16 protein-coding genes are annotated in these 21117 nt (G+C 40.8%); 6 read left to right on the plus strand and 10 right to left on the minus strand.

Going from position 1 to position 21117, the window contains the following annotated elements; translation table 11 throughout:
• Positions 1-251 precede the first annotated feature (251 nt).
• On the plus strand, positions 252-1907 hold the full coding sequence (locus RS893_RS25745; protein ID WP_315788455.1) for an iron uptake porin: 1656 nt from the start codon (positions 252-254) through the stop codon (positions 1905-1907).
• 301 nt (positions 1908-2208) lie between these two features.
• Here RS893_RS25745 and RS893_RS25750 read toward each other — a convergent pair whose 3' ends face one another.
• From RS893_RS25750 to RS893_RS25770, 5 genes are all read right to left on the minus strand, one after another.
• Positions 2209-2928 carry a PEP-CTERM sorting domain-containing protein gene (locus RS893_RS25750; RefSeq protein WP_315788456.1) on the minus strand — a complete coding sequence of 240 codons (720 nt, stop codon included), beginning with the start codon at positions 2926-2928 and terminating at the stop codon, positions 2209-2211.
• A gap of 544 nt (positions 2929-3472) precedes the next feature.
• A complete protein-coding gene (locus RS893_RS25755; RefSeq protein ID WP_315788457.1) occupies positions 3473-3688 on the minus strand; it encodes a hypothetical protein in 216 nt (71 codons plus the stop codon).
• A gap of 27 nt (positions 3689-3715) precedes the next feature.
• A complete protein-coding gene (locus tag RS893_RS25760) occupies positions 3716-5434 on the minus strand; it encodes an NFACT family protein (protein ID WP_315788458.1) in 1719 nt (572 codons plus the stop codon).
• Between the two features lie 244 nt (positions 5435-5678).
• A complete protein-coding gene (locus tag RS893_RS25765) occupies positions 5679-6488 on the minus strand; it encodes a choice-of-anchor W domain-containing protein (RefSeq protein ID WP_315788459.1) in 810 nt (269 codons plus the stop codon).
• A 682-nt stretch (positions 6489-7170) separates the two neighbouring features.
• On the minus strand, positions 7171-8445 hold the full coding sequence (locus RS893_RS25770; RefSeq protein WP_315788460.1) for a glycosyltransferase family 1 protein: 1275 nt from the start codon (positions 8443-8445) through the stop codon (positions 7171-7173).
• Positions 8446-9377: 932 nt separating this feature from the next.
• Between RS893_RS25770 and RS893_RS25775 the strand changes: the two genes are divergently transcribed.
• Positions 9378-9767 (plus strand): hypothetical protein, encoded by a 390-nt coding sequence (locus RS893_RS25775; protein ID WP_315788461.1) that lies wholly within the window; start codon positions 9378-9380, stop codon positions 9765-9767.
• 126 nt (positions 9768-9893) lie between these two features.
• Here the strand turns inward: RS893_RS25775 and RS893_RS25780 are convergent, their stop codons facing one another.
• The 3 genes from RS893_RS25780 to prfC form a co-directional block, all read right to left on the minus strand.
• Positions 9894-10379 carry an RNA-binding protein gene (locus RS893_RS25780; protein WP_315788462.1) on the minus strand — a complete coding sequence of 162 codons (486 nt, stop codon included), beginning with the start codon at positions 10377-10379 and terminating at the stop codon, positions 9894-9896.
• Between the two features lie 677 nt (positions 10380-11056).
• The gene (locus RS893_RS25785; protein WP_315788463.1) at positions 11057-13366 is read right to left on the minus strand and encodes a zinc metalloprotease HtpX; all 2310 of its coding nucleotides are present in this window, start codon (positions 13364-13366) and stop codon (positions 11057-11059) included.
• Positions 13367-13501: 135 nt separating this feature from the next.
• Complete coding sequence (gene prfC, locus RS893_RS25790; protein ID WP_315788464.1) at positions 13502-15133, minus strand: peptide chain release factor 3; 1632 nt, start codon at positions 15131-15133, stop codon at positions 13502-13504.
• Between the two features lie 265 nt (positions 15134-15398).
• Between prfC and RS893_RS25795 the strand changes: the two genes are divergently transcribed.
• Both RS893_RS25795 and hemB read left to right on the plus strand, forming a co-directional pair.
• Positions 15399-15740, plus strand: a complete 342-nt coding sequence (locus RS893_RS25795; protein ID WP_315788465.1) for a DUF4870 domain-containing protein — start codon at positions 15399-15401, stop codon at positions 15738-15740.
• Positions 15741-16222: 482 nt separating this feature from the next.
• A complete protein-coding gene (gene hemB, locus RS893_RS25800; RefSeq protein ID WP_315788466.1) occupies positions 16223-17203 on the plus strand; it encodes a porphobilinogen synthase in 981 nt (326 codons plus the stop codon).
• Between the two features lie 149 nt (positions 17204-17352).
• Here the strand turns inward: hemB and RS893_RS25805 are convergent, their stop codons facing one another.
• On the minus strand, positions 17353-17967 hold the full coding sequence (locus RS893_RS25805; RefSeq protein WP_315788467.1) for a helix-turn-helix domain-containing protein: 615 nt from the start codon (positions 17965-17967) through the stop codon (positions 17353-17355).
• Between the two features lie 102 nt (positions 17968-18069).
• Between RS893_RS25805 and RS893_RS25810 the strand changes: the two genes are divergently transcribed.
• A complete protein-coding gene (locus tag RS893_RS25810) occupies positions 18070-18498 on the plus strand; it encodes a thioesterase family protein (protein WP_315788468.1) in 429 nt (142 codons plus the stop codon).
• A 43-nt stretch (positions 18499-18541) separates the two neighbouring features.
• Positions 18542-18862, plus strand: coding sequence for a hypothetical protein (locus RS893_RS25815; RefSeq protein ID WP_315788469.1), 321 nt, complete (start codon positions 18542-18544; stop codon positions 18860-18862).
• A 167-nt stretch (positions 18863-19029) separates the two neighbouring features.
• Here the strand turns inward: RS893_RS25815 and RS893_RS25820 are convergent, their stop codons facing one another.
• Positions 19030-21030 (minus strand): cation:proton antiporter, encoded by a 2001-nt coding sequence (locus RS893_RS25820; protein ID WP_315788470.1) that lies wholly within the window; start codon positions 21028-21030, stop codon positions 19030-19032.
• Between the last annotated feature and the right edge of the window lie 87 nt (positions 21031-21117).

Genomic DNA, 21117 nt, shown 5'->3' on the forward strand with positions numbered 1-21117 from the left:
TCTCTATCGTTAATCTGTTGCCAAAATAGCCATATAGTTATGATTCCTAAACTTTTTGTGAAAAAATTTGCTAACAACTGATAAATTATTTGAGAATACTTTTTAATAAATCTGCTGTCAGCAAGCGGATATGTAACCTGTCAAAAAAATACCAATGGTTTGTAATTAGCGCTTTAGCGCTGATGAGTATTCTGGCTAGGGTGCTAGTAGTTTCTTTTCTGCATGGCTTTTTAAGTTTAGTGTGAGGAAAAATGCAAAAATTCTGGAAATCTTTGCTGGTTAGTCCAGCGATTCTCGGTGCAATCCTACTTGTTGATGCGACTGCATTAGCTGGAGAAACGATCAATACTTCAGAAAACACCCAACCACAGTTGGTAGTCACTCCTAAGCAAAAAGTTGAAAACAACAATATTCAATCTCAAGTAACTTCGGTTTCTCAATTGTCCGATGTACAACCAACAGACTGGGCATTTCAAGCTTTACAATCACTAGTAGAACGCTACGGTTGTATAGCTGGATATCCAAACGGTACTTATCGCGGTAATCGGCCGATGACGCGTTATGAATTTGCCGCAGGTTTAAATGCATGTTTAGACCGCGTCAACGAAATCATCGCTACCGCCACATCAGAGTTGGTAACAAAAGAAGATTTAGCCACATTACAAAGATTGCAAGAAGAATTTTCCGCAGAGTTGGCGACTTTGCGGGGTCGTGTAGATACACTAGAAGCACACACCGCAGAATTGGAAGCAAATCAATTTTCTACCACCACCAAATTAACTGGACAAGTGGTAATGGCAATTACCGATGTTCTGGGAGGAGATAATGTCAATGGTGTGGATGCTAAAGATAACAATACAACCCTTGGGGCGCGGGCGCGTGTAGAATTTAATACTAGCTTTACAGGGTCAGATACTCTATTTGCCAGAATTCAAGCAAATAACATTCTCAACCCAGATATTGGCACATCAGAAGGTAGTCTGTTTTTTGCTGGTGAGGATGGGACAACTGATGCTTTTATAGATGCATTGTTTTACAAATTTTCACTAAGTGATAGTACTGAGGTAATTGCTATTGCCAATGCAGGTGCAGCCGACGACGTCACAAATACAGTTAACCTGTTTGATGGAGACGGTGCTTTTGGTGCTTTATCAACCTTTGGTACACGTAACCCAATTTATTACCAAATGGATGGTGCGGGTTTGGGTATTACTCAAAACTTCGGTGATGCATTAGCACTCAGCTTAGCGTATTTGGGGAGTTCGCCCAATGATCCGTCTGCTGGTAACGGTATATTCAACGGACCTTACGGCGCACTAGCACAGCTAACCTTTCAGCCGAGCGATCGCCTTACTGTTGGCTTAACCTACATCAATGCCTATAATCAGGAACTAGGTGCTGGTAGCACACGTGCCAATCCTATCTCTTTCCTTGAATCTCAGCTGACTCCTCCCCCTGATGTTCCTGGAGAACCAGAACCGGTGAGTGTACCTTTTTCCAGTAACTCCTACGGTCTACAAGCATCCTATAAACTTAGTGATAATTTTGTTTTGGGTGGTTGGGTTGGTTACACCAACGCTCGAAACTTATCTACAGAAGGAGGAACAATTGATCGTGGTAAGCTCGATATTTGGAACTGGGCAGTAACTCTAGGATTTCCTGACCTTGGTAGCCAAGGCAGCTTAGCGGGTATCATTGTCGGCATGGAACCGAAAGTTACAAGTTCTAGCATCAATCAAATCGACGAGGACGAAGATACCTCATATCACTTCGAGGCTTTCTACCAATATCAGGTGAGCGAAAATATTAGCATAACCCCAGGTGTGATTTGGCTAACTGCGCCGGACCATAATAGTGACAATGATGATGTGATCATTGGCGCACTCAGAACTACCTTTAGTTTCTAACTTTTTTAGACAGGTAAAATATCTAGATAATCGTTCTAAGGCGGTTGCTTTAGAGCGATTTTTATGATTTTTCGGCAATTGTAATACCAATTCAAATAATGTTTGCGAGAGATAACCCCACCCGCCTAACGGCACTCTCCCCTTGCTAAGGGGAGGGTTGGGGTGGGGTCTTATATAATCCATGTGTTGTATTCTTTTTTCAAATTGGTATAATTAAAAAATTAAAACTCAATATTTATACTGAGTTTTAATTTCCTAAAGATTTATATGAAATTTTTTCAAGTGTTTCAAGATATCAGTATTAAGCTATCTTAGATTTCCGTCTCACCAATGACCCTACACTCACAGCACCAACTGCTACTAAACCAAGTGTAGAACCTGATTCAGGTACAGCTGCAGCTGCAATAGGCGCATATTTAGTTCTAAAAATTGTGTAATGCTGACTACCAGGATTGGAAACGTTCAAGAAACTGGCATTAGAAGAAATTCCAGCAATTGTTCCCCAAGGACCACTACCATTTAGCCCTACTGCTTGAGCGCCTATCCACTGAGCATTAGCTATTTCTGTATTTAGTTCTGAGTTAGATGGAACATCACCCCAATCACCTGGGTTACTACCATGAGCAACAATATATTCCCAACTGCTGGGGTCGGAAAGCAATTTTGTTCCATCTGGTAGCGTAAATTCACCAATCCAAGATTCTGCAACAGCTGCATCATCCCAAATGACAGTGTAAATATACTCCCCAGGATTAATATCAAATGTCCAAGTTTCAGCTTGCGACCAGTTGTATGTCCCAGGACTACCACCTGGACCCTTTTCATTGCGACCAACAAAATTTAATACACTACCATCTCCATTACCAGTAAAGAGTCCGTAATGGTTGTCTGCTGTGAGAGTTGCTGACATTGTAGTAGCAGAAGATTGAACTACAGCAGCCGAAGCTTGAACTGCATCGGCTATTGCCAATCCAACTGTGAGTAATGTTCCTGCTAAAAAGCTTTTAATAAATTTAGACATAGATTTCTCCTTCTGTTGTTTTTCATCATCCATACCCTGGCATATAGACACAAAGAATGCGTAGCTTTTTTAGCTAAGTTTTTTGAAAAAATATATTTTCAGAATCTTCTTTAAAGAGCCAATAAAACTATCTATTTCAAAGGATTTTATGAAACTAAATTCATTGTTTTTTAAGAAAAAATACTTAAATAAATTTATAAACATTGTATGATTTAATAAAAGCTTTAGAGAAAATATACTTAAAAACCAAAATTTTAAAGCCTTGTCACAACTAATAGTAAGAAAATATATAGTGAATATAACGGAGTGGTCAGAAAGTGAATGTAGGAGTTACTGAAAAACTTTTGACTCGTCATTTTCATTAAATTAAGTTTGTCAAGCTTAACAGCTGCATATAAAAAAACCAGCCGTATGAGGCTGGTCTGTTAACAAGGCTATCCTTTATTTTCTCTTCTCATGTAGAGCAAAACCCAAACATCGCGTTTCCAAAATGCAACGGGCAAACTTTGATAACAAGATTGTAACAGTCAGTACAGATTTTTAGTTAATTTTTGTCAAAAAAAGAATTTAGATAAATTGTATAGGGATCGGGGATGGGGAGGTGAGGAGTGTGTAGACGAGGCAGTGCGGTGGACTTTTCTCCCGGCATAAAGAAAGAGGCGTCATCTGCCGTGCGCTTTGCGCGGCTTAAGGCAGGGTGGAGTGTGGGGAGTGTGTAGACGCGCAAGCGGCTTAAGGTAAGGGTGGGGTAGTAAGCCATTAACTATTAACTACTAACCACTAACTACTAACCACTAACTAATTGTGGTTGTCCCCAAATAACTTGTTCTTGCTTGTAAATAGCAATTCCCGGTTTCGCTCCTTTGGGTTTATAGACATACTTTGGTTGAGTGTAAACTACTGGTACTTGGTCACTTTGACGAGCGCGACTGTAATAAGCACTCAGATTAGCAGTAAATTGTAAATCTGCTTCGTCTGGAACAGCACCGGGTTCTAGTCTTAGTAATACATGGCTACCTGGAATTTCTTGAGTGTGGAACCACAGGTCATAATCGTTAGCGATACGGAAAGTTAATTGGTCATTCTGCCGATTATTACGACCAATCAAGACTTCAAAACCGCTAGGGGTACGGTAATGATGAAAATTATCAGTAGTCTCGCTATGACTACGACTGCGGTATTCTTGATCTTCTAAATACTGCTGTTGAATTAACTCTTCACGAATTTCTTCCAAGGCTTGCAAATCTGTTGTTGTGTAATTCTCTATTTGAGCGATCGCTGCTTCGACTTGTTCTAAATATTCGATTTCAGCATTTACTTCTGCCAATAGTGGTTCTACAGCAGCGCGAGCGCGTTTGAGTTTTTGGTGCTGTTTATAGAGATATTGAGCGTTTTGTACAGCAGTTTTATCTGGTTCTAAGGCAATTTTTACTGGTTTACCAGTTTCAAAGTCAGGAAGGGTAATTTCCTTCATACCCGGTTTCCACTTTTGCAGGTATGTCATCAACAAATCAGCCTGAGTGCGGTATTCATCGGCTTGATCAGATTGGTGCAAGCGTTGCTCAAAAGTTTGTGCCTTCAACCACAATTTTTCTAAAAGATTACTGACTTTCTGAGTCAGTTGATGCCGTAATTGAGAGAAAGTTTGTTGATTGAGTTGATCTGTGTAGTAGCGGTTGAGTAGTTCTTGAATATCTGTTGTTGGTTCAATTCCACCCCAGCCAAGAACTGTGTATCCTTCAGTTGTCCAAGCTGGTTGAAATTTTTCCTCTGCTAAAGCTTGCAACCATTCTTGCCAACGTGCAAAAAGTCTCTGCCAATCTTGGGGTGTTAGGGTATCAGTGTTTGTTTCTGGATCTATATTTGCTGCCAAAAGCATTGACTGTACTAATGCTGGAGAAACACCACGATAGTTTTTTAACAACTGCCGCTTGATTGCTGTTGGTATCAAACTAATTCGTTCTTGCCAGCGTTGTTGAGATTCGCTCAAACTAGGTGTAGCATTAGTTAGACTGGGTGGTGTTTCATAAGGCTGTCCAGTGAGGATAGGACGAACGCTTGATTTTTGTTGGTTAACTTGGTGAGCCGCAGTGATGATCATGTTATTCGCATCAGTGAGAATAACGTTACTGTATTTACCCATAATTTCTACATACAGGTGATACAAAGGTTCTTCTCCTGGACGACGAGCAAATTGCAAATCAATAACGCGTTCCCAGGGTGCGATCGCCTCAACTGCCACTAATGCTAAATTACCCAACTGATGAACTAGTTGCTGACTAAAGGTAAATGTATCTGGTAAGCGCGGTGGTGGATCACCTATGTGCAGACGCGCTGCTTGAGGATGCCAGGAAATCTCTAGCCAACCGCGCTGTTTGAGAGTACGTAGCGCTATAGAAATAGTATAGCGATCGCGCTGATAAACTTGTTCCAAGCGCGATGGCAACCAGTGAGCACGGATGTCGCTACAAACAGCAGTGAGAGTGGTAAAGTCGAATGTTTGCACAACAATTTTTCGCTCAAGTAACTTCGATGGTTTACATAGCTCTTGAAAACAAGAGATGCACACCGAATAAATATATCTCTATCGGTATGCATCTTTTATGTTAACGGCAATTGAGTTTTAGGAAAACGTTAATTTAACATCATAATCCTCTTAATACCATTTCACAAAATGCTGGATATCAATCTTCCCCCTTGTCTTTCTTGTCTGCTGGTTGTCGAATGTATCAGCTTAAAGTAAAACGGTATTAAACCTGTTGAGTCTGTTTGTTTCTTTTACTGCACCCCACACCTGCAATCCCAGCTAAGAAAATAGCACCAACTGTGGCAGGTTCTGGTACCCTCTTGGGAGAAGTGCCAACTTTGATTTGATATGCCAAATTAGAACGACTAGGTGCTGCACCAGTCCAACTCATTGAGACTTTACCAGTGAGTCGGAAAGGAGTAGATATATTGCTGAGTTGCAAATAGTCTATATCACTACTACCTTGACCAATAGAAGATAAACTCCCAATATTAAATATATTTCCTAGCAGATTTCCATTCTGATCTAAGCTTTGGATGGCGAAGTTGCTTAGGGTCATAGTGCTGTTATTAGCAGCACGAGTACGGAAGAAAATATCTGTTACAGAACCACTAAAAGCTGTGCTAGTGAGAGTTTTACCTCCAACAATGTAATTAACACGAGAACCTGTATACTCCAGAACTAAATCGTACAGCGTACCATTTCCCCAGACAAACTGATCTTGAGCCACAGGTTTACCAGCTAAATTAGGGTCAGGATCTCTTACATCTCTATTAATACCTAATTCACGCTCTGCGGTGTTTGTACTGTTGTTACCAATTCGTCCTTCAGCAACAAAAAGTTCTTTAAACTGGTTGCTGTCAAGCATGGCATTAAAATCGTAATCATCAAAATCTGTATCTGCATCTTGAGATACCAAAGAAGTAAGTGTAAAAGCTTTGGCTGGGTTAGCTGCAACCAGTAAGCCCAAGGTTGCTATTCCCAAAACGAATACAGATTTGCTGTGATTTATATATTTATTTAAATAGCGCATACTATCTCCTGAAATTTACGATTTTTCTCTAGCTGTATATAGGTAGATTTACACTCTGATGTTGTTTATTGATATAGCTTATGCCTAATCAAACAAGCAAAGAAAATTTTGTCTCAACACACACAAAAACAAGTAATGCAGATTTTTGTAGATTTCTGCATCTTTTGCTTTATGCAAAATATTCTTTGTAGTTATTACAACTTATAATCTAGTTTTCTTAAATGTCGAGGAAAAGTATTTCAGTTTACAGAAACTTTGGAAATTAATAAAATCTTTTCGATAGTTGGTGAAAATACTGAAAATCTTCAAACTTTTAGATATTTCTCTTGCAATTATTTTTTTAGCTTTTATGTAAAAATACTTGATTTTACTTGATTACGATAGATTTAGTTAGCGCAGTATCCCACTTTTACAGTTATCAGTTATTGTTCACTGTTTGCTGATTGACTTGCGAGCGATTCAATTTTATACTTCTGCACTCTGCTGTATTCTCTGTAATTCGTTAACTATAATTGAAGCAAACCGTAGTTTTCTCTAGCTTTCAATATTTAACAATATATCTTTCATCCCAATATTTTGCATCGGGATGAAAGACAGCACAAGTTTATACTAATAGGTAAATAGAAAGAACAAAAAGTACTTCTTTGCCATTACTAATTACCCATTATTAATGACTAAAAAATTATGAACTCAGCAATACTGGTTCTTCTTCTTCAACTTTTGCTTGCAGTAACTGGGTGTATAATTCGCTAAGTTGAGTCGCCACACCTTTCCAACTAAACTTGTTTTCAACTCTCTTTCTGGCAGCTTTACCTAAGTGATCTCGCCATTCGCTATTGGCAAGAATTCGGTCAATTGCCACAGCAAAAGCATCTTCATCTTGTGGTGGTGCTAGCAAACCAGTTTCTTCAGATACGACAGTAAACTGAAGTCCACCAACATCACTGGCTACTACTGGTGTATTGCTAGCCATTGCTTCTATTGCTACTAGTCCAAATGGTTCATAGTGACTGGGGACAACGCAAACATCAGCAGCAGCATAGTAAGAAGGTAGAATTTCCTGACTCAGACGTCCAGTAAAAATGGTAAAGTTGCTCATTCCCAATTCGTGAACAATACCTTCAATTCGTTCACGTTCCATTCCATCGCTTTGCCCTGGACGACTTCCACCGCCAATGATGAGCTTGAGATGCTTATCACCACGGAATTGAGACTTTCCAACAGCACGCACTAAGGTTTCTATACCTTTACGGGGGTCAAAACGCCCCACATACATAACAACTTTGTCTTCGGGGTTAAGCCCTAACTGAACTCTTGCTGCTTGCCGACTAATACAACCAAACTGCTCAATATCAGTACCGCAGGGAATGATATCAATGTTACCTTTTGTGGAAACAAGCGATCGCATATGTTCTTTCTCCTGTGGACTTGTTGCCACAATCCGTTCTGCTGTTTCCAATACCTCTTTTTCCACTGCTAACCTTGTACTGGCAATTAGAGGAACAGTCTTGACAGTGTTGTACTTGACTGCTCCTAATGAGTGGTATGTATGAACCTGCTTACTGCCTTGAATTTTCTTTAACTGCATTCCTACCCAGCTAGAGAGCCAGTAGTTTGTGTGAATTAATGGATATGTAATTCCATTTTCTCTTTGGAATTTGAGAAAATTATCCACAAATTCTGGCAAATTTCCAAATAAATTGTCTCTAGGGACAAATTCCACAGCACCCGCTTCTAATCGTATTGTTCGACAATTATGACGATGTTGAACAATAGTGTCTTGCTCTGTGCTTATTTTGCGAGTAAACATATCAACTTGCCACCCTAGCTGGGCTAGTGCTTCACCCACCTGGCGCACATAAACATTTTGCCCTCCAGCTTCTTCTTTGCCTATTTCAATTGCTGGGTCGCCATGTACTGAAATTAAGGCAATGCGTTGTTCAGTTCTAGAGTTCATAGTTTGTTGGTTTTTGAATTGAACGAGGTGTGAGGCAAGTTTGAGATTTCGCCTGCCTTTGTACCTCAATCATGTGGAAAGTTTAAGTAATCTTTATTTTAATTTAATATGACTAAGATTTTTATACATCTTCTGCCAGAAGTAATCTGCTAAATTACATATTTTCATTCATTTTGTTTATACGTAATTGGTAATATTTTTATTTGATGGTATCTATAAGCAAAGTTAAGTTTTTTACTGAGCGTTGCTAAGATTGCATTGCATTTGTAGAAGATAATTAAGATAATTTTTAGTCTTTTTTATAAGAAATTAGAATAATCGTTATTTAAAATATTAATAACTTAAGTATTTTTACTTAAGTTATATAATGCCAAAATATATACAAAACCCACCTCAGTGCGCTAAAAATCTTGACTTTGGTTTCTTACATAGCGGCAGACTTAGTTGAAATAGCCCCTATTTCAAACCATTAGGGCTAAACGCAAGAACTGAATTATGAAAATTGAGTAAATGATAAAAATTATTTATCTGCCCTTCGGGCAAGGCAGAAGGCAGGAGGCTCAGTTGGGAAGAAAAGTTTGAAGGTATGCCTTTTACCTTGACCAAATTGGGTTTAAGACCCCCACCAAATCTGCGATTTGGTGGTCTACAATTACTGGGGGTCAGAATCCCCCAAGAACATTGAACCTTCTGCCAACTGAGCCTCCTGCCTTCTTCAAATATTACGCAATCATTAATATACCTAATATATCTACCTGTAACTATAGATTCTTCCTATGCTCAATCAGAGAAATAAGTAGTCAGACACAATTAATTACACATATTATTTTTCTATTACCTATTGTCATAGTCAATACTAACGAATAGTTGCTGTAGCAAAATTAAAAAGTAATCGTAAAAGATACAGACTACCCGTCTAGTAAATTAACCTTATGGAATTAGAATTTATTCCCGTTGAAGAGTTTTACTTTGCTCTGACTCTAGCAGTTCGCACATTGGAAGAAATAGATAAACCTGGTTTGGTGGAACAAGTGCGATCGCGACTTTTGGCAGAATGTGGCCAACCCTCGACTGTTGCTCCTGGTAAACAAAACACATTTAATTACGTGTTCAGAGTTCAAGGCGCAGATAACACTCCTGCACCTAGTCTGATTGTCTCTATTTCGGATTGGCAGGATAAACTACGCTTGAGTAGCGATTATGGCTGGATGTTAGATCAACAACGCAAGCCAATTCGCACAGAAAAACACGAACAACGTTCACAATTCACCCAAAATTTGCGATCATACTTACAACGATGGCTGCATATTCCTCTTGAATAAGTAAATGTCTCAAACAGCAACCAGCCCCTAGCTCCTATTTTTCAGATAGCTTAGGGGTAGATGATTAAAAATTAAAAATTCAAAGCAAATTTGAATTTTTAATTTTTAATGACTTCTACTGGTAGATTAAGTTGTAGTTTGTGCAGCCAACATTTGTTTGAGTTTTTCCAACTCAGAAGCCCAACGCGGATCTGGACGAATAGCTTCTGTATCGCCACCAGTTGGGGCGCTTTCTTTGGAACTACCACCACGGCGAGGCTTTTTAGATTTTTTGTTTTCTCTCGGTGTGCTAGCACTAGCGTTACCACCAGCTTGATTAGCAGCTTTGGGAACTGATTGTTCTTCATTATCCTCTCCCTTAGTACGAGGTAATGCCTTTTCTAATTTAATGGGAGAGTCTTTGAACAATTGACCATTATATTTTTCAATAATCTGGTCTGCTTGTTCGTCATTATTTACCGTGAGAAAACCAAAGCCACGACATTTGCCTGTTTTGCGGTCTTTAATTAGTTTAGTAGTGACAGCATCACCTTCTTCTGCAAAAACTGCTTGCAGTTCTTGACGATCTATTTCTTCTTTAGGCAAATTGCCTATATATAGGCGAACGGACATGGACTAACCTCCAGAGTTAATTGAAAAACTACTAGGCAAAAAACAGTAATTTGGTTTCGGCTTTTGATAGATGCTATTGAATAACAATGCCACAAACCTACTTTCTTACTCCAAACTATTAACCTATTACAATACTGTTTTTTCCCAAAATTAAGCCTATTGAATACAAAAGCGTACACTGCGCTAACAATACCTTTATTCTAAGAATTTATGAATCTTACAACTTACTGCTGACGACAGGAAATGACTTCAACGCCCTTGTTCCAAAGAATTAAACACCATTTCTTACATTATCACGGTATTTTCTACGTAGCTAGCTTAGGACGGACATTTCCGACTATTGCATGAGAGCATCGTAGCATAAAATACATTTTTTTTTAAGTTTGACTTTTTGGAAACAAAAACCAGCCATAGGCTGGTTAATTTGCTGCTGTGTTAGAAGGAGAAAAGGGGATGGATTAGGGTTCGCAGGCAAGTTTCATTACCAGGCTTGCTAATAAAACTTGGCTGCTCTAGTTTATGTAAATAAATGTAACAGAATCGGATTTTTTTTGCAATGTTTGTTTACATTTCTGGTTATTAGTTGTTGGTTGTTGGTGGTTAGTGGTTGATTATTTCCAATGTCCGATTACTCATTACCGATTACCAGTTACCCATTACCTACCAACTACTAACTACTAACCTCTTAAAAGAATATATGCCCCCCAAACCTCTGCCGCCACTGCCAAGACAATAGACCAGATGGGGTGAGGACTATTGACGACTTTTCCGCTTTGAGTTTGTAGAGTTTGAACATCAATCCAAGGTATTGCCCCTCGTCGAAACCAGCCAGTGACAGTAATTTGACGACCGATCAATTCCTGTGGGTTGACATGCTGCCCCAACCAAGAAATATGATGTAGTCTCACTAAACCTGTGCGAGATTGCAAGACTAGATCTTGTGCCAAACAGTTGTTAGTACCCCGACGGCCTAATAACTTACCGACGACACGTACACCGATGCTATCAATAGGAAGAGCAGCTGGGTTAGTTAACAACTCAGGCAGTTGGTCATCCGTTTGGACAGTGGCAAGCTTAATATTAGGAAAGAAAGAATTTATTCGTAACAAGATGCCGATACTAAAGCCAATAAGCATACAGCCCTTGATGAAATTCCAGTTGTCGTAAATCCATTTCAAATTTAAAAGTTTAAGCGCGAATAGAGTTTGCCAAATTAACCAGATTAGACCCCCAAAGGCAATACCTAAGGGAATTCCCAACCAAGGGGCAATTTGTAATAAAAAAGATTGACGTTTAATTCTTAAAGGCTGTGGGCTTTCAAGATATAATTCTGGTTCTACATGCCAAAGACGAGCGAATTTACACAAGCGTTTGACGCGATCGCCAATCAAAGGATGAGTACTATTAATTACAAACCACCAACGGTAAGGATTGAGACAATCCCACATCAAAAAAGATTCAAAAGTAGTGTGACCTGCAATACTGCCCAAACACAGACTTTGTTTATAGCCTACAGGTATAACTATATTTAAGCTTTCTAACTGCCAACTGGTATGTTCCTGTTTTTGGACATCACCAGCAATACCAATAGCGATTTTGAGTAAAGCACGAACAAGCCCATTGGGATTACCAGTCACTTCCGCCGCCACGCGATCGCAAAAATATTGTCGCAGCTGGGACAACCATAAACCAGTTCCTGTCAGCAAGCACCACAAACCGTAAACCAGACTTGTTAGCACAGCAAAAATCCCACGCCACACAGGTTGTGTTTTTGCATCTCCCCACTGCCCTAATAACTGATATAGCTGGTAAATCGGAATTGTTAGTAGTAGTAACAAAGACATAATTGCACAATTCCAGTGAGCAATATGTCCCAATTGACTAGCATAGATTGTGGCGATTTCATCATCTGTTAGTTGCTCTAATAACCCTTGACTGACTACAATTCTGGCTGTACGAGGTAAATTCCCATAGCAGAAAGCAATCGGTGCTGTGATTGGTAGGAGAAATAGTTTTGGTGTCTGCCAGTCCTGTTGTTTGCAATGGCGTTGTAAAACCCGTACTGTCTCTTTACTGTGCCGTTGCAAAATATCTTTTTCTAATTGTCGTTGACCGTAAAACTTTGTCAGTAATCGATCCAACAACCAAGGAGATAAACAAAACAGGACAAAAATCACAACCAGCAACACAGGTGTAGGATCTCTATATAAAAGCTGGAGTGGCTCTAAAAAAGGCAGTTTCACAAAAGCATCGTTGATAAATCTCATTACCAACACCAGCAGCGTTTTGATGACCCAAAACAGCGCTATACACGTTCCAACTTCGAGTAAACATAATAGCTTTAAGCCTCGCTTTGACAAGGGCTGCCACACTTTTGCGCGTTTAGCTTGTCGCCAGTATATTGTGGGTGGTTTGACTTTTTCCTGGTTAACAGCAGTGTGGGAGTTGGGCGGTGGAGGAACTGGCAAAGACGAAGTTTTTGGTACAGAGGTACGGGGTGTGGAAGATGCTGAAGCCAGCCAACCACGTGTCTGATTTCCGTGAATTGTAGGTACTCGCAGGCTACGGGCTGGTGTTTGGGAAAGAGATGTTTCTTCATTTTCATCTTCCCTACTCACCAACTTTTGAGACTCCATCTGGGATCTTGTTACTGTTGAATTTTCCTCCAAGGGGATAAATCCAGTGGCATCAGTTGTAGAAGTATCCTCGGTTTGATAACGTTTTCTAATTTGTTTTAAAGAACGTTCTGCCCATTCTTTAACTTGCGGACGTTCGCTTTGAACTAAAGTCTCGCATAATGCAATCGCTGCTGCAACTTCACCAATACGCGCATAAACCACAACCAAGCCGATTTCAGCTTGAACAACTGCCGTGCGGTCGCTTTCGCTACCTGCTATAGCTTCTAATATAGCTTTTGCTATTTGGTAATCTCCTTGTTTAAGGGCGGTTAAACCAGCCTTCAAAGATGGTTCAGAATGTGAAGGCATAGTCTGCACTCCAATAACTAAATATTGTTAGTAGTTAGTAGTTAGTAGTTAGTAGTTAGTAGGTAATTGGTAATGGGTAATTGGTAATTGTTATTAACCATCAACCACTATCCACTAACCACTATCCACTAATCACTAACTGTTAACTAGTGGTTGTTGACTAGAAAACACCGGGGCGATCGCACTTAATTTCAAATCCGGATGATCTTCTTGTAATTGGTGGCAATTCCACTCATTACGAAATAGTAAAACAGGGCGACCCATACTGTCTTTGACTGTGGTTGTATTGAACAAGCGTCCGATCTTGGTCAATGCTTCCCAACCACCTTCTACCCAACGGGCAACGCTGTAGGGCAACAAATCTAGTATGGTTTCTACTCCATATTCATTTATTAAGCGGAATTGCACCACCTCGAATTGCAACTGACCTACCGCAGCTAAAATCGGATCGCGTTTGGCTTCATCCACGGAGTACATAATTTGTACAGCCCCTTCTTCACGCAACTCTGAAACACCTTTTTGGAATTGCTTAAATTTGGATGGGTTGGGGTTGCGCAGAGTGGCAAACAACTCTGGAGAGAAGTAAGGAATGCCCTCATACTCTAACTTTTGTCCAGTGTAAATTGTATCCCCGATTGCAAAAACACCAGGATTATTCAAACCGATCACATCACCTGGATAGGCGACATCAATAGATTCTCGTTCCTGGGCAAAGAGTTTTTGCGGACGAGATAAACGGACAACTTTGCCTGTACGGGCGTGATTGACCGTCATATCTTTTTCAAACTTGCCTGTACACACACGCACAAATGCGACGCGATCGCGATGTTTAGGGTCCATATTGGCTTGGAGTTTGAACACAAACCCAGAAAATTCTGGATAGTCGGGGTAAACTTCACCCACACTACTGTGATGTGGACCTGGTTTGAGGGCGTATTCTAGAAAATACTTGAGGAATAATTCAACCCCAAAGTTAGTCATGGCACTACCAAAGAAAACAGGCGTCATTTTGCCTTGGTGTACCAAATCTAAATCTAGGTCTGGTCCTACCCCTTCTAACAGTTCTAAGTCGTTTTTGAGCTGATAGTAAAGGTCTTGTTCTAAAAGTTCTTCAATTTGGGCATTACCCAAATCAACAACTGTATCTACCGCTTCTTTACTACCGTGGGCGCTGCGTTCAAACAGGTGAATTTGTTGTTTGTGGCGGTCGAAGACACCTTTAAAGCGATCGCCCATACCGATGGGCCAGTTGACTGCATAGGTCTGCAATCCCAATTCTTGCTCAATTTCATCTAGCAGTTCTAGGGGTTCCCGTCCCGGACGGTCAAGCTTGTTCACAAAAGTAAAAATGGGAATACCCCGCATTTTACAGACTTCAAACAGTTTGCGTGTTTGGGGTTCTAAACCCTTGGCAGCATCAATCAGCATCACTGCGTTATCTGCTGCCGCCAGAGTCCGATACGTATCTTCACTGAAGTCCTGGTGACCAGGAGTATCCAATAAATTGATCTGGCAGTTCTGATATGTAAATTGCAACACAGTCGAAGTAATTGAAATACCCCGTTGTTGTTCCATTGCCATCCAGTCAGAAGTAGCCTTACGCTGTGCCCGTCGTGCTTTGACTGCACCAGCTTCGTGAATAGCACCTCCGTATAAAAGTAGTTTTTCTGTCAGTGTAGTTTTACCGGCATCAGGGTGAGAAATAATCGCAAAATTGCGACGAAGTTCAACTGCATTATGAAGTTCTAACTCAAGGTCAGTTGACATAACTGTATCTACTTGTAAATTAAATTTAACTTAGCTTTTTCCAACTTTAGCGAGTCTTTTCATCTTAGAACAACGATGCTCATGATAGGGTCTTTATGTAGGAAAGGCAGAAGGCTGAAGGATGAAAGATCAAGGCTGATATTTCAAAATAGTCATTTATACTTCATAGTTCATCCTTCACACTTCCCACTTCATACTTCATAGTTCATCCTTCACACTTCCCACTTCATCCTTCATACTTTATTAGAGTCAAAGGAACAGAGAAATGTACGACACAGAGAAGCGCAAGCTTTTATCAGCAATTTCTCATGCAGCTATCTTTTTGAGTACAACATTAGTCTCGATTGGTATACCAATTTTCATCCTCTTTGCAACTAACGATCCTGTAGTGAAAGAAAATGCCAAAGAAGCCATTAATTTTCACTTTAATGTCTGGTTTTATGGAGCTATTATTGGCGTGTTGATTTGGGTAACTTTAGGTTTGCTGATACCTCTGGCAGGTCTATGGTTTTTAGTTCACTGGGGATTAACAATTTGGGCACTTTTTCATGTTTTAAGTGATACTGAAAAACCTTTTCGTTATCCCTTCATTTTCCGAATTTTTTAGCAGAAATATTGATTTTTATCCGGTTGCATCGAAGTCAGCAATGAATATCTAAAATAAATAGGTGGCTTGGCTTGCCAATACCTAGTCATCACTGACCGATAATGGGTTATAGGCTGTGTTTTGATGACCAAAATTTACTAGATGGTACAAGCTTCCAAATCCCCTAATTGGGATCAATTCTAAATCTAAAATCCAAAATTGTCTGACCAATTACCATTGCGCCTCACACCTATCTCATCACTAATTTTCCATCAGGTTCATCTATAAATATTTTGATGACGACTTTCGTATACTTTCTTGTCTTTTTTAGAAGATAAATGACAAGCAAGTTGTAAAATACAAAATTGCCCTACTGCCGATAAGGCTGTGGGGCAGAGGACAGTTAAGCGCTGTTTGTAGTGTGTCCTTCTGAAACGGGATTTAGCCCTAAGTTTGTGACGCTTTGTTTTTTGTCCATTTGTATTTTTTCTTCATAAAAATTTATGTTTCCAACTCATCGACCCCGCCGTCTACGTACCCATCCCCAACTCCGCCGGATGGTACGTGAAACTGTTCTTACCACCAGCGATTTGATTTATCCTCTATTTGCTGTTCCAGGTGAAGCGATCGCCAACGAAGTCAAATCCATGCCTGGCGTCTATCAGCTTTCGATAGACAAAATTGTCGAAGAGGCAAAAGAAGTTTACGACTTAGGAATTCCCGCAATTATTCTGTTTGGTATTCCAGCCGATAAAGATGTCGATGCCACAGGTGCATGGCATGATTGCGGTATTGTCCAGAAAGCTGCAACTGCGGTGAAACAAGCAGTACCAGATTTGATCATCATTGCTGACACTTGTTTGTGTGAGTATACCAGTCATGGTCACTGCGGCTATCTGCAAGTTGGTGACTTGACCGGACGGGTTTTAAATGACCCCACCCTGGAACTACTCAAGAAAACCGCCGTTTCCCAAGCCAAAGCAGGCGCTGATATCATTGCGCCTTCGGGGATGATGGATGGATTTGTGCAAGCAATTCGCGCTGGTTTGGATGAAGCTGGTTTCCAAGACACACCAATTTTATCCTATGCAGCCAAGTATGCTTCCGCTTACTACGGCCCATTCCGGGATGCAGCAGATTCAGCACCCCAGTTTGGCGATCGCCACACTTATCAAATGGACCCCGGTAATTCCCGCGAAGCCATCAAAGAAATTGAGTTGGATATCGCCGAAGGCGCTGACATGCTGATGGTAAAGCCAGCTTTAGCTTACATGGATATCATTTGGCAGGTGAAACAAGCAAGTAACTTACCTGTGGCTGCTTACAACGTTTCCGGTGAATATTCTATGGTCAAAGCCGCAGCCCTTAACGGTTGGATTGACGAACAGCGCGTAGTTATGGAAACTTTAACCGGCTTTAAGCGGGCTGGTGCAGATTTAATTTTAACCTACCACGCTAAAGACGCAGCGCGTTGGCTGGGGTAAGCGGTGGTTTGGCCATCGGGCGACAAAATTTCATCTGGTTAATTGGCTTTTAATCTCACGCAGAGGCGCAAAGGTGCAGAGTAAATCTTATGTATCTTGGTGTCTGGGCGTGAGATTATTGTCAGTGTGATCGCCCTCCTCATCCTCAACTAGAGACTTTTTTGATTAGCTACAGTGGATTGAATCAGCGATGCGATCGCCGCCTCAACTCGCTTCCAACCTGTAGGTGAACTGAAATCCAAGCCCATAAATGTTTTGCTAACTTTAGTACGTAGCGCTAGATAGACGATTCCTGCTACCAAAACAGCACTGATTGCAGGAATATCTTGATCTTGAGGGAACGAACACTTGTGTTTGAGAAAATTAAGACTATCTAAGGCCATAGAATCGCGCACATTGGCTAGTTCACGAGTTAATTCATTGCCTTCTAGTAATTCCCAACGCATTATCTCTTGTGTAATTGGTCGTTCTTTTAAGTCATCTAGCAATCTTAGTAACAAGTAGATCATCCAATCTGCTAGAGACTCCGCATCAGCAGTTGTTTCATCGCCAATCAGTGCTTCAGCAGTGATCCAATAGTCTCCCTCTTGGCCAAACTTTTGCAGTAGAGATGGCAAATTATCAAAATATCGGTAAATTAATACTTTATCAACACCAGCCTCACGAGCGATCGCATTCACGCCCAATTGCTGAAATCCCGATTCTGCCAACAGTTTACCCACCGCCGCTAAAATTCGAGCTTTAGTTTCCTCTTTATCACGCATTATGAATTGTTCTGATCTACTTGTCAGTTATTGGTGACTATGATAACTTGTCACTGATAAGTGACTTTTACCCTACTTAGTGCTTCCTTATGAAAAGTAGACATGCAGAAAATTGCTTTTGACTTGGATGTTTATTCTTATCAAATTGATTTCATTGGACACGTAAACAATGCTGTTTATATCCAGTGGATGGAAATAGGACGAACTAAGCTATTAGAAACTGTGGGAATGGCGACCCATGAAATTTTTCAGCAGGGTTTTGTACCAGTTTTAGTTCATACCAGTATTACCTATAAATCGCCATTGTATCTAGGGGATCGCGTGAAAATAGAACTCTGGCTGTCTGAACTGCGAAATGCTTCTGCTATCATGCAGTTTCGTTTCCATAACAGTCAACAAGTGCTGGCGGCTGAGGGGCTACAAAAAGGATTGTTCGTTGATAAGCAAACTATGCGTCCAAGGCGACTTTACCCAGAGGAACGCGCTTTATTTGTTCCATACTTAGATGCAAGCACTGAAACTGAAGCTTAATCTATTAATTTAATTTATTCATAATGAGAGAGTTTAAGAACCCATGAATCCTGAAATAAAACATCAACTTTTGCTGAAAATTCTGCTTATTGCCTGTATGGTTTCCACAGCTATTCATTTTACAGATAATTATTTCTACATTGAGCAATATCCCCAGCCTGATTGGATCACTCCACCCTCAATTTATATTGCATGGATAGTTTGGACAGTAATTGGTATTACTGGTTATTGGTTATACAAAAGTAGAAGATTTTGGTTTGCATACCTGTGTTTAGTTATCTACTCATTTTCTGGTCTAGATAGCTTAGGGCATTACTTTTATGGAAGTATGTCTGAATTCTCAATCAAGATGCATTTATTGTGATGGACGGGTTAATAGGTTTAGCAATTTTGGGATTCACACTTTGGTCAGGATTAATTCTTAGAGAACAGTTAAAAGAATCTCAGACTATTGTTTGATAAAAGTGATCGCAATAGTTAAACAAACGCCCTGATCCGAATTAGGCGATCGCTCAGCTCAAGTGTGAGATATTATTTATTGCCTTTCAGGAGTTTTGTAAACGCCACATGCTCTTGGGGATTGGCGACTACCAGTAGGCGATCGCCTGATGCAAGGGTGAATTCACCTGTGGGATAGCGGTAGAGTTTTTTGTTGCGTTCAATTGCCATCACAGTGGCTCCAGTTAAACGGCGCGCGTTAGTTTGAGCCAGGCTCAGCCCCACTAAAGGAGAATCTGAATGTAGGGTATACCAGTGGCGTTGTAGTCCTGCGATCGCCACATCCAGATCAGCTGCACCCCAGTACTCTGAACGTTCTGGCAAAATGTCCCGATACCGTCCACGACGATAACGATTCACAACTTGCTGCACTGCATAGGTAGAATCGCCCAACTTCAAAAGCATATGTGCGCCCATTTCCAGAGAAGCTTCAAACTCTGGTTGCACCACCTCTTGAGCGCCCAACTGGTAAAGCGAATCAATTTCTTCATTCACATGGGCACGGACGATAATATCCAGATCTGGTGCTAAACTCAAGGCACGCTTTAAAGTTAATCGAGTTGCCATCGGATCTGGTAGAGCGATCGCCATTGCTTTGGCTTGAGTAAGATTGGCTTTTTCCAACACCAACGTACTGGAAGCATCGCCAAAAAGATAGGGAATCCTTCGCTCCCGCAAGGTTTGAAGAGCTGCTTCATTATTATCAATAACAAGAATTTTATGTCCCTGAAAATATAGCATCCTCACGAGAGTTTGCCCCACCCGACCATATCCCACTACCACCACATGGTTGGCAAGTTCTTCCTCCAACCCAACTAAGCGAGGGGAATGGTTTAACTGCAAAAATGGACTCAGGGCGGGAAGCCGTTCCAACCACTGAAGCAGATACGGCGTTGCCTTTAGCATAAAAGGCGCGAGCAATAATGTGATAGCTGTTGTTCCTACAGTCAATCCATAAAGTCTGGAGGAAAAAAGTCCTTGGGTTTGAGCAACACCTGCTAACACAAAGGAGAATTCCCCAATTTGGTTAATACCAATACCAACCGTAAGTGCCGTTTTTAAGGAATAGCCGAACCCCCTGACAATCAATGCAACGATCGCTGCTTTACCGATCATAGTGATCGCTATTAACCCGATTAATATCCAGCCGTTTGCCAGCAGGAAACCAGGATCAATCAATATTCCAATTGAAACAAAAAACAGAGTCGCAAACACATCTCGCATCGGCAGAACCCGATCAAGGGCATGATCAGCATACTCCACGTTGGAAATCATTAGCCCTGCCACAAATGCACCCATAGCGATACCCAAACCGATGGCGTAGGTAAATAGAGCAATTCCCAAGCAAAGCACTAAAATTCCGAGCAGAAATAACTCTTGAGATCCACTTTGAGCAATTAATCTAATTAGGAACGGAATAACCCATCTTCCGACTAAAATTGCTCCACTGAGAAAAAGTAGTACTTTGAGCAGTGCAGTCAATAAGGCAATACCAATAATATTGGTCGGTTGAGTTAACGCAGGCAAGACTGCTAACATCAATCCCAAGCCAAGGTCTTGGACAATCAGAATTGCCAGCATAACCTGCCCATGCACGGTTTGGACTTCATTCCGCTCAATTAAACTTTTGAGTACGACTGCTGTTGAGGACAGGGAAAGAACTGCACCCAGGAAAATCGCCTTTGGAACTGTCTCGACCCAACCTGTCAGATAGGCGAGTCCTCCTGCAAGTAGAATCGTGAGTATGATTTGCAGCGATCCACCACCAAGGGCAATTACCCTTAAGCGCAATAAGTCTTTGAGAGAAAACTCAACACCCAAAGCAAACAATAATAAGGCTACCCCAACTTCGGATAGCACTTGAATATCCCCCTCAAGTGTAACAAGCTTTAACCCCGCAGGCCCGACAACTATACCTCCCAGCAAATATCCAAGTAACACGGGCTGATGCAAACGACTTACCAGATACCCTCCGCTCACCGCAACCCCCAACACTGTTACCATTTCGACAATCAGTGTTAACTCTCCAGCCATTTACTCTCTTCCCTTCAATATTTTCTACAGGGTATCGTTTTTAAATCATGGCTAGCGAAGGTCAGACTATTTTGGATTTTAGATTTT

The organism is Fischerella sp. JS2 (genome assembly GCF_032393985.1).
Lineage (GTDB): Bacteria > Cyanobacteriota > Cyanobacteriia > Cyanobacteriales > Nostocaceae > Fischerella.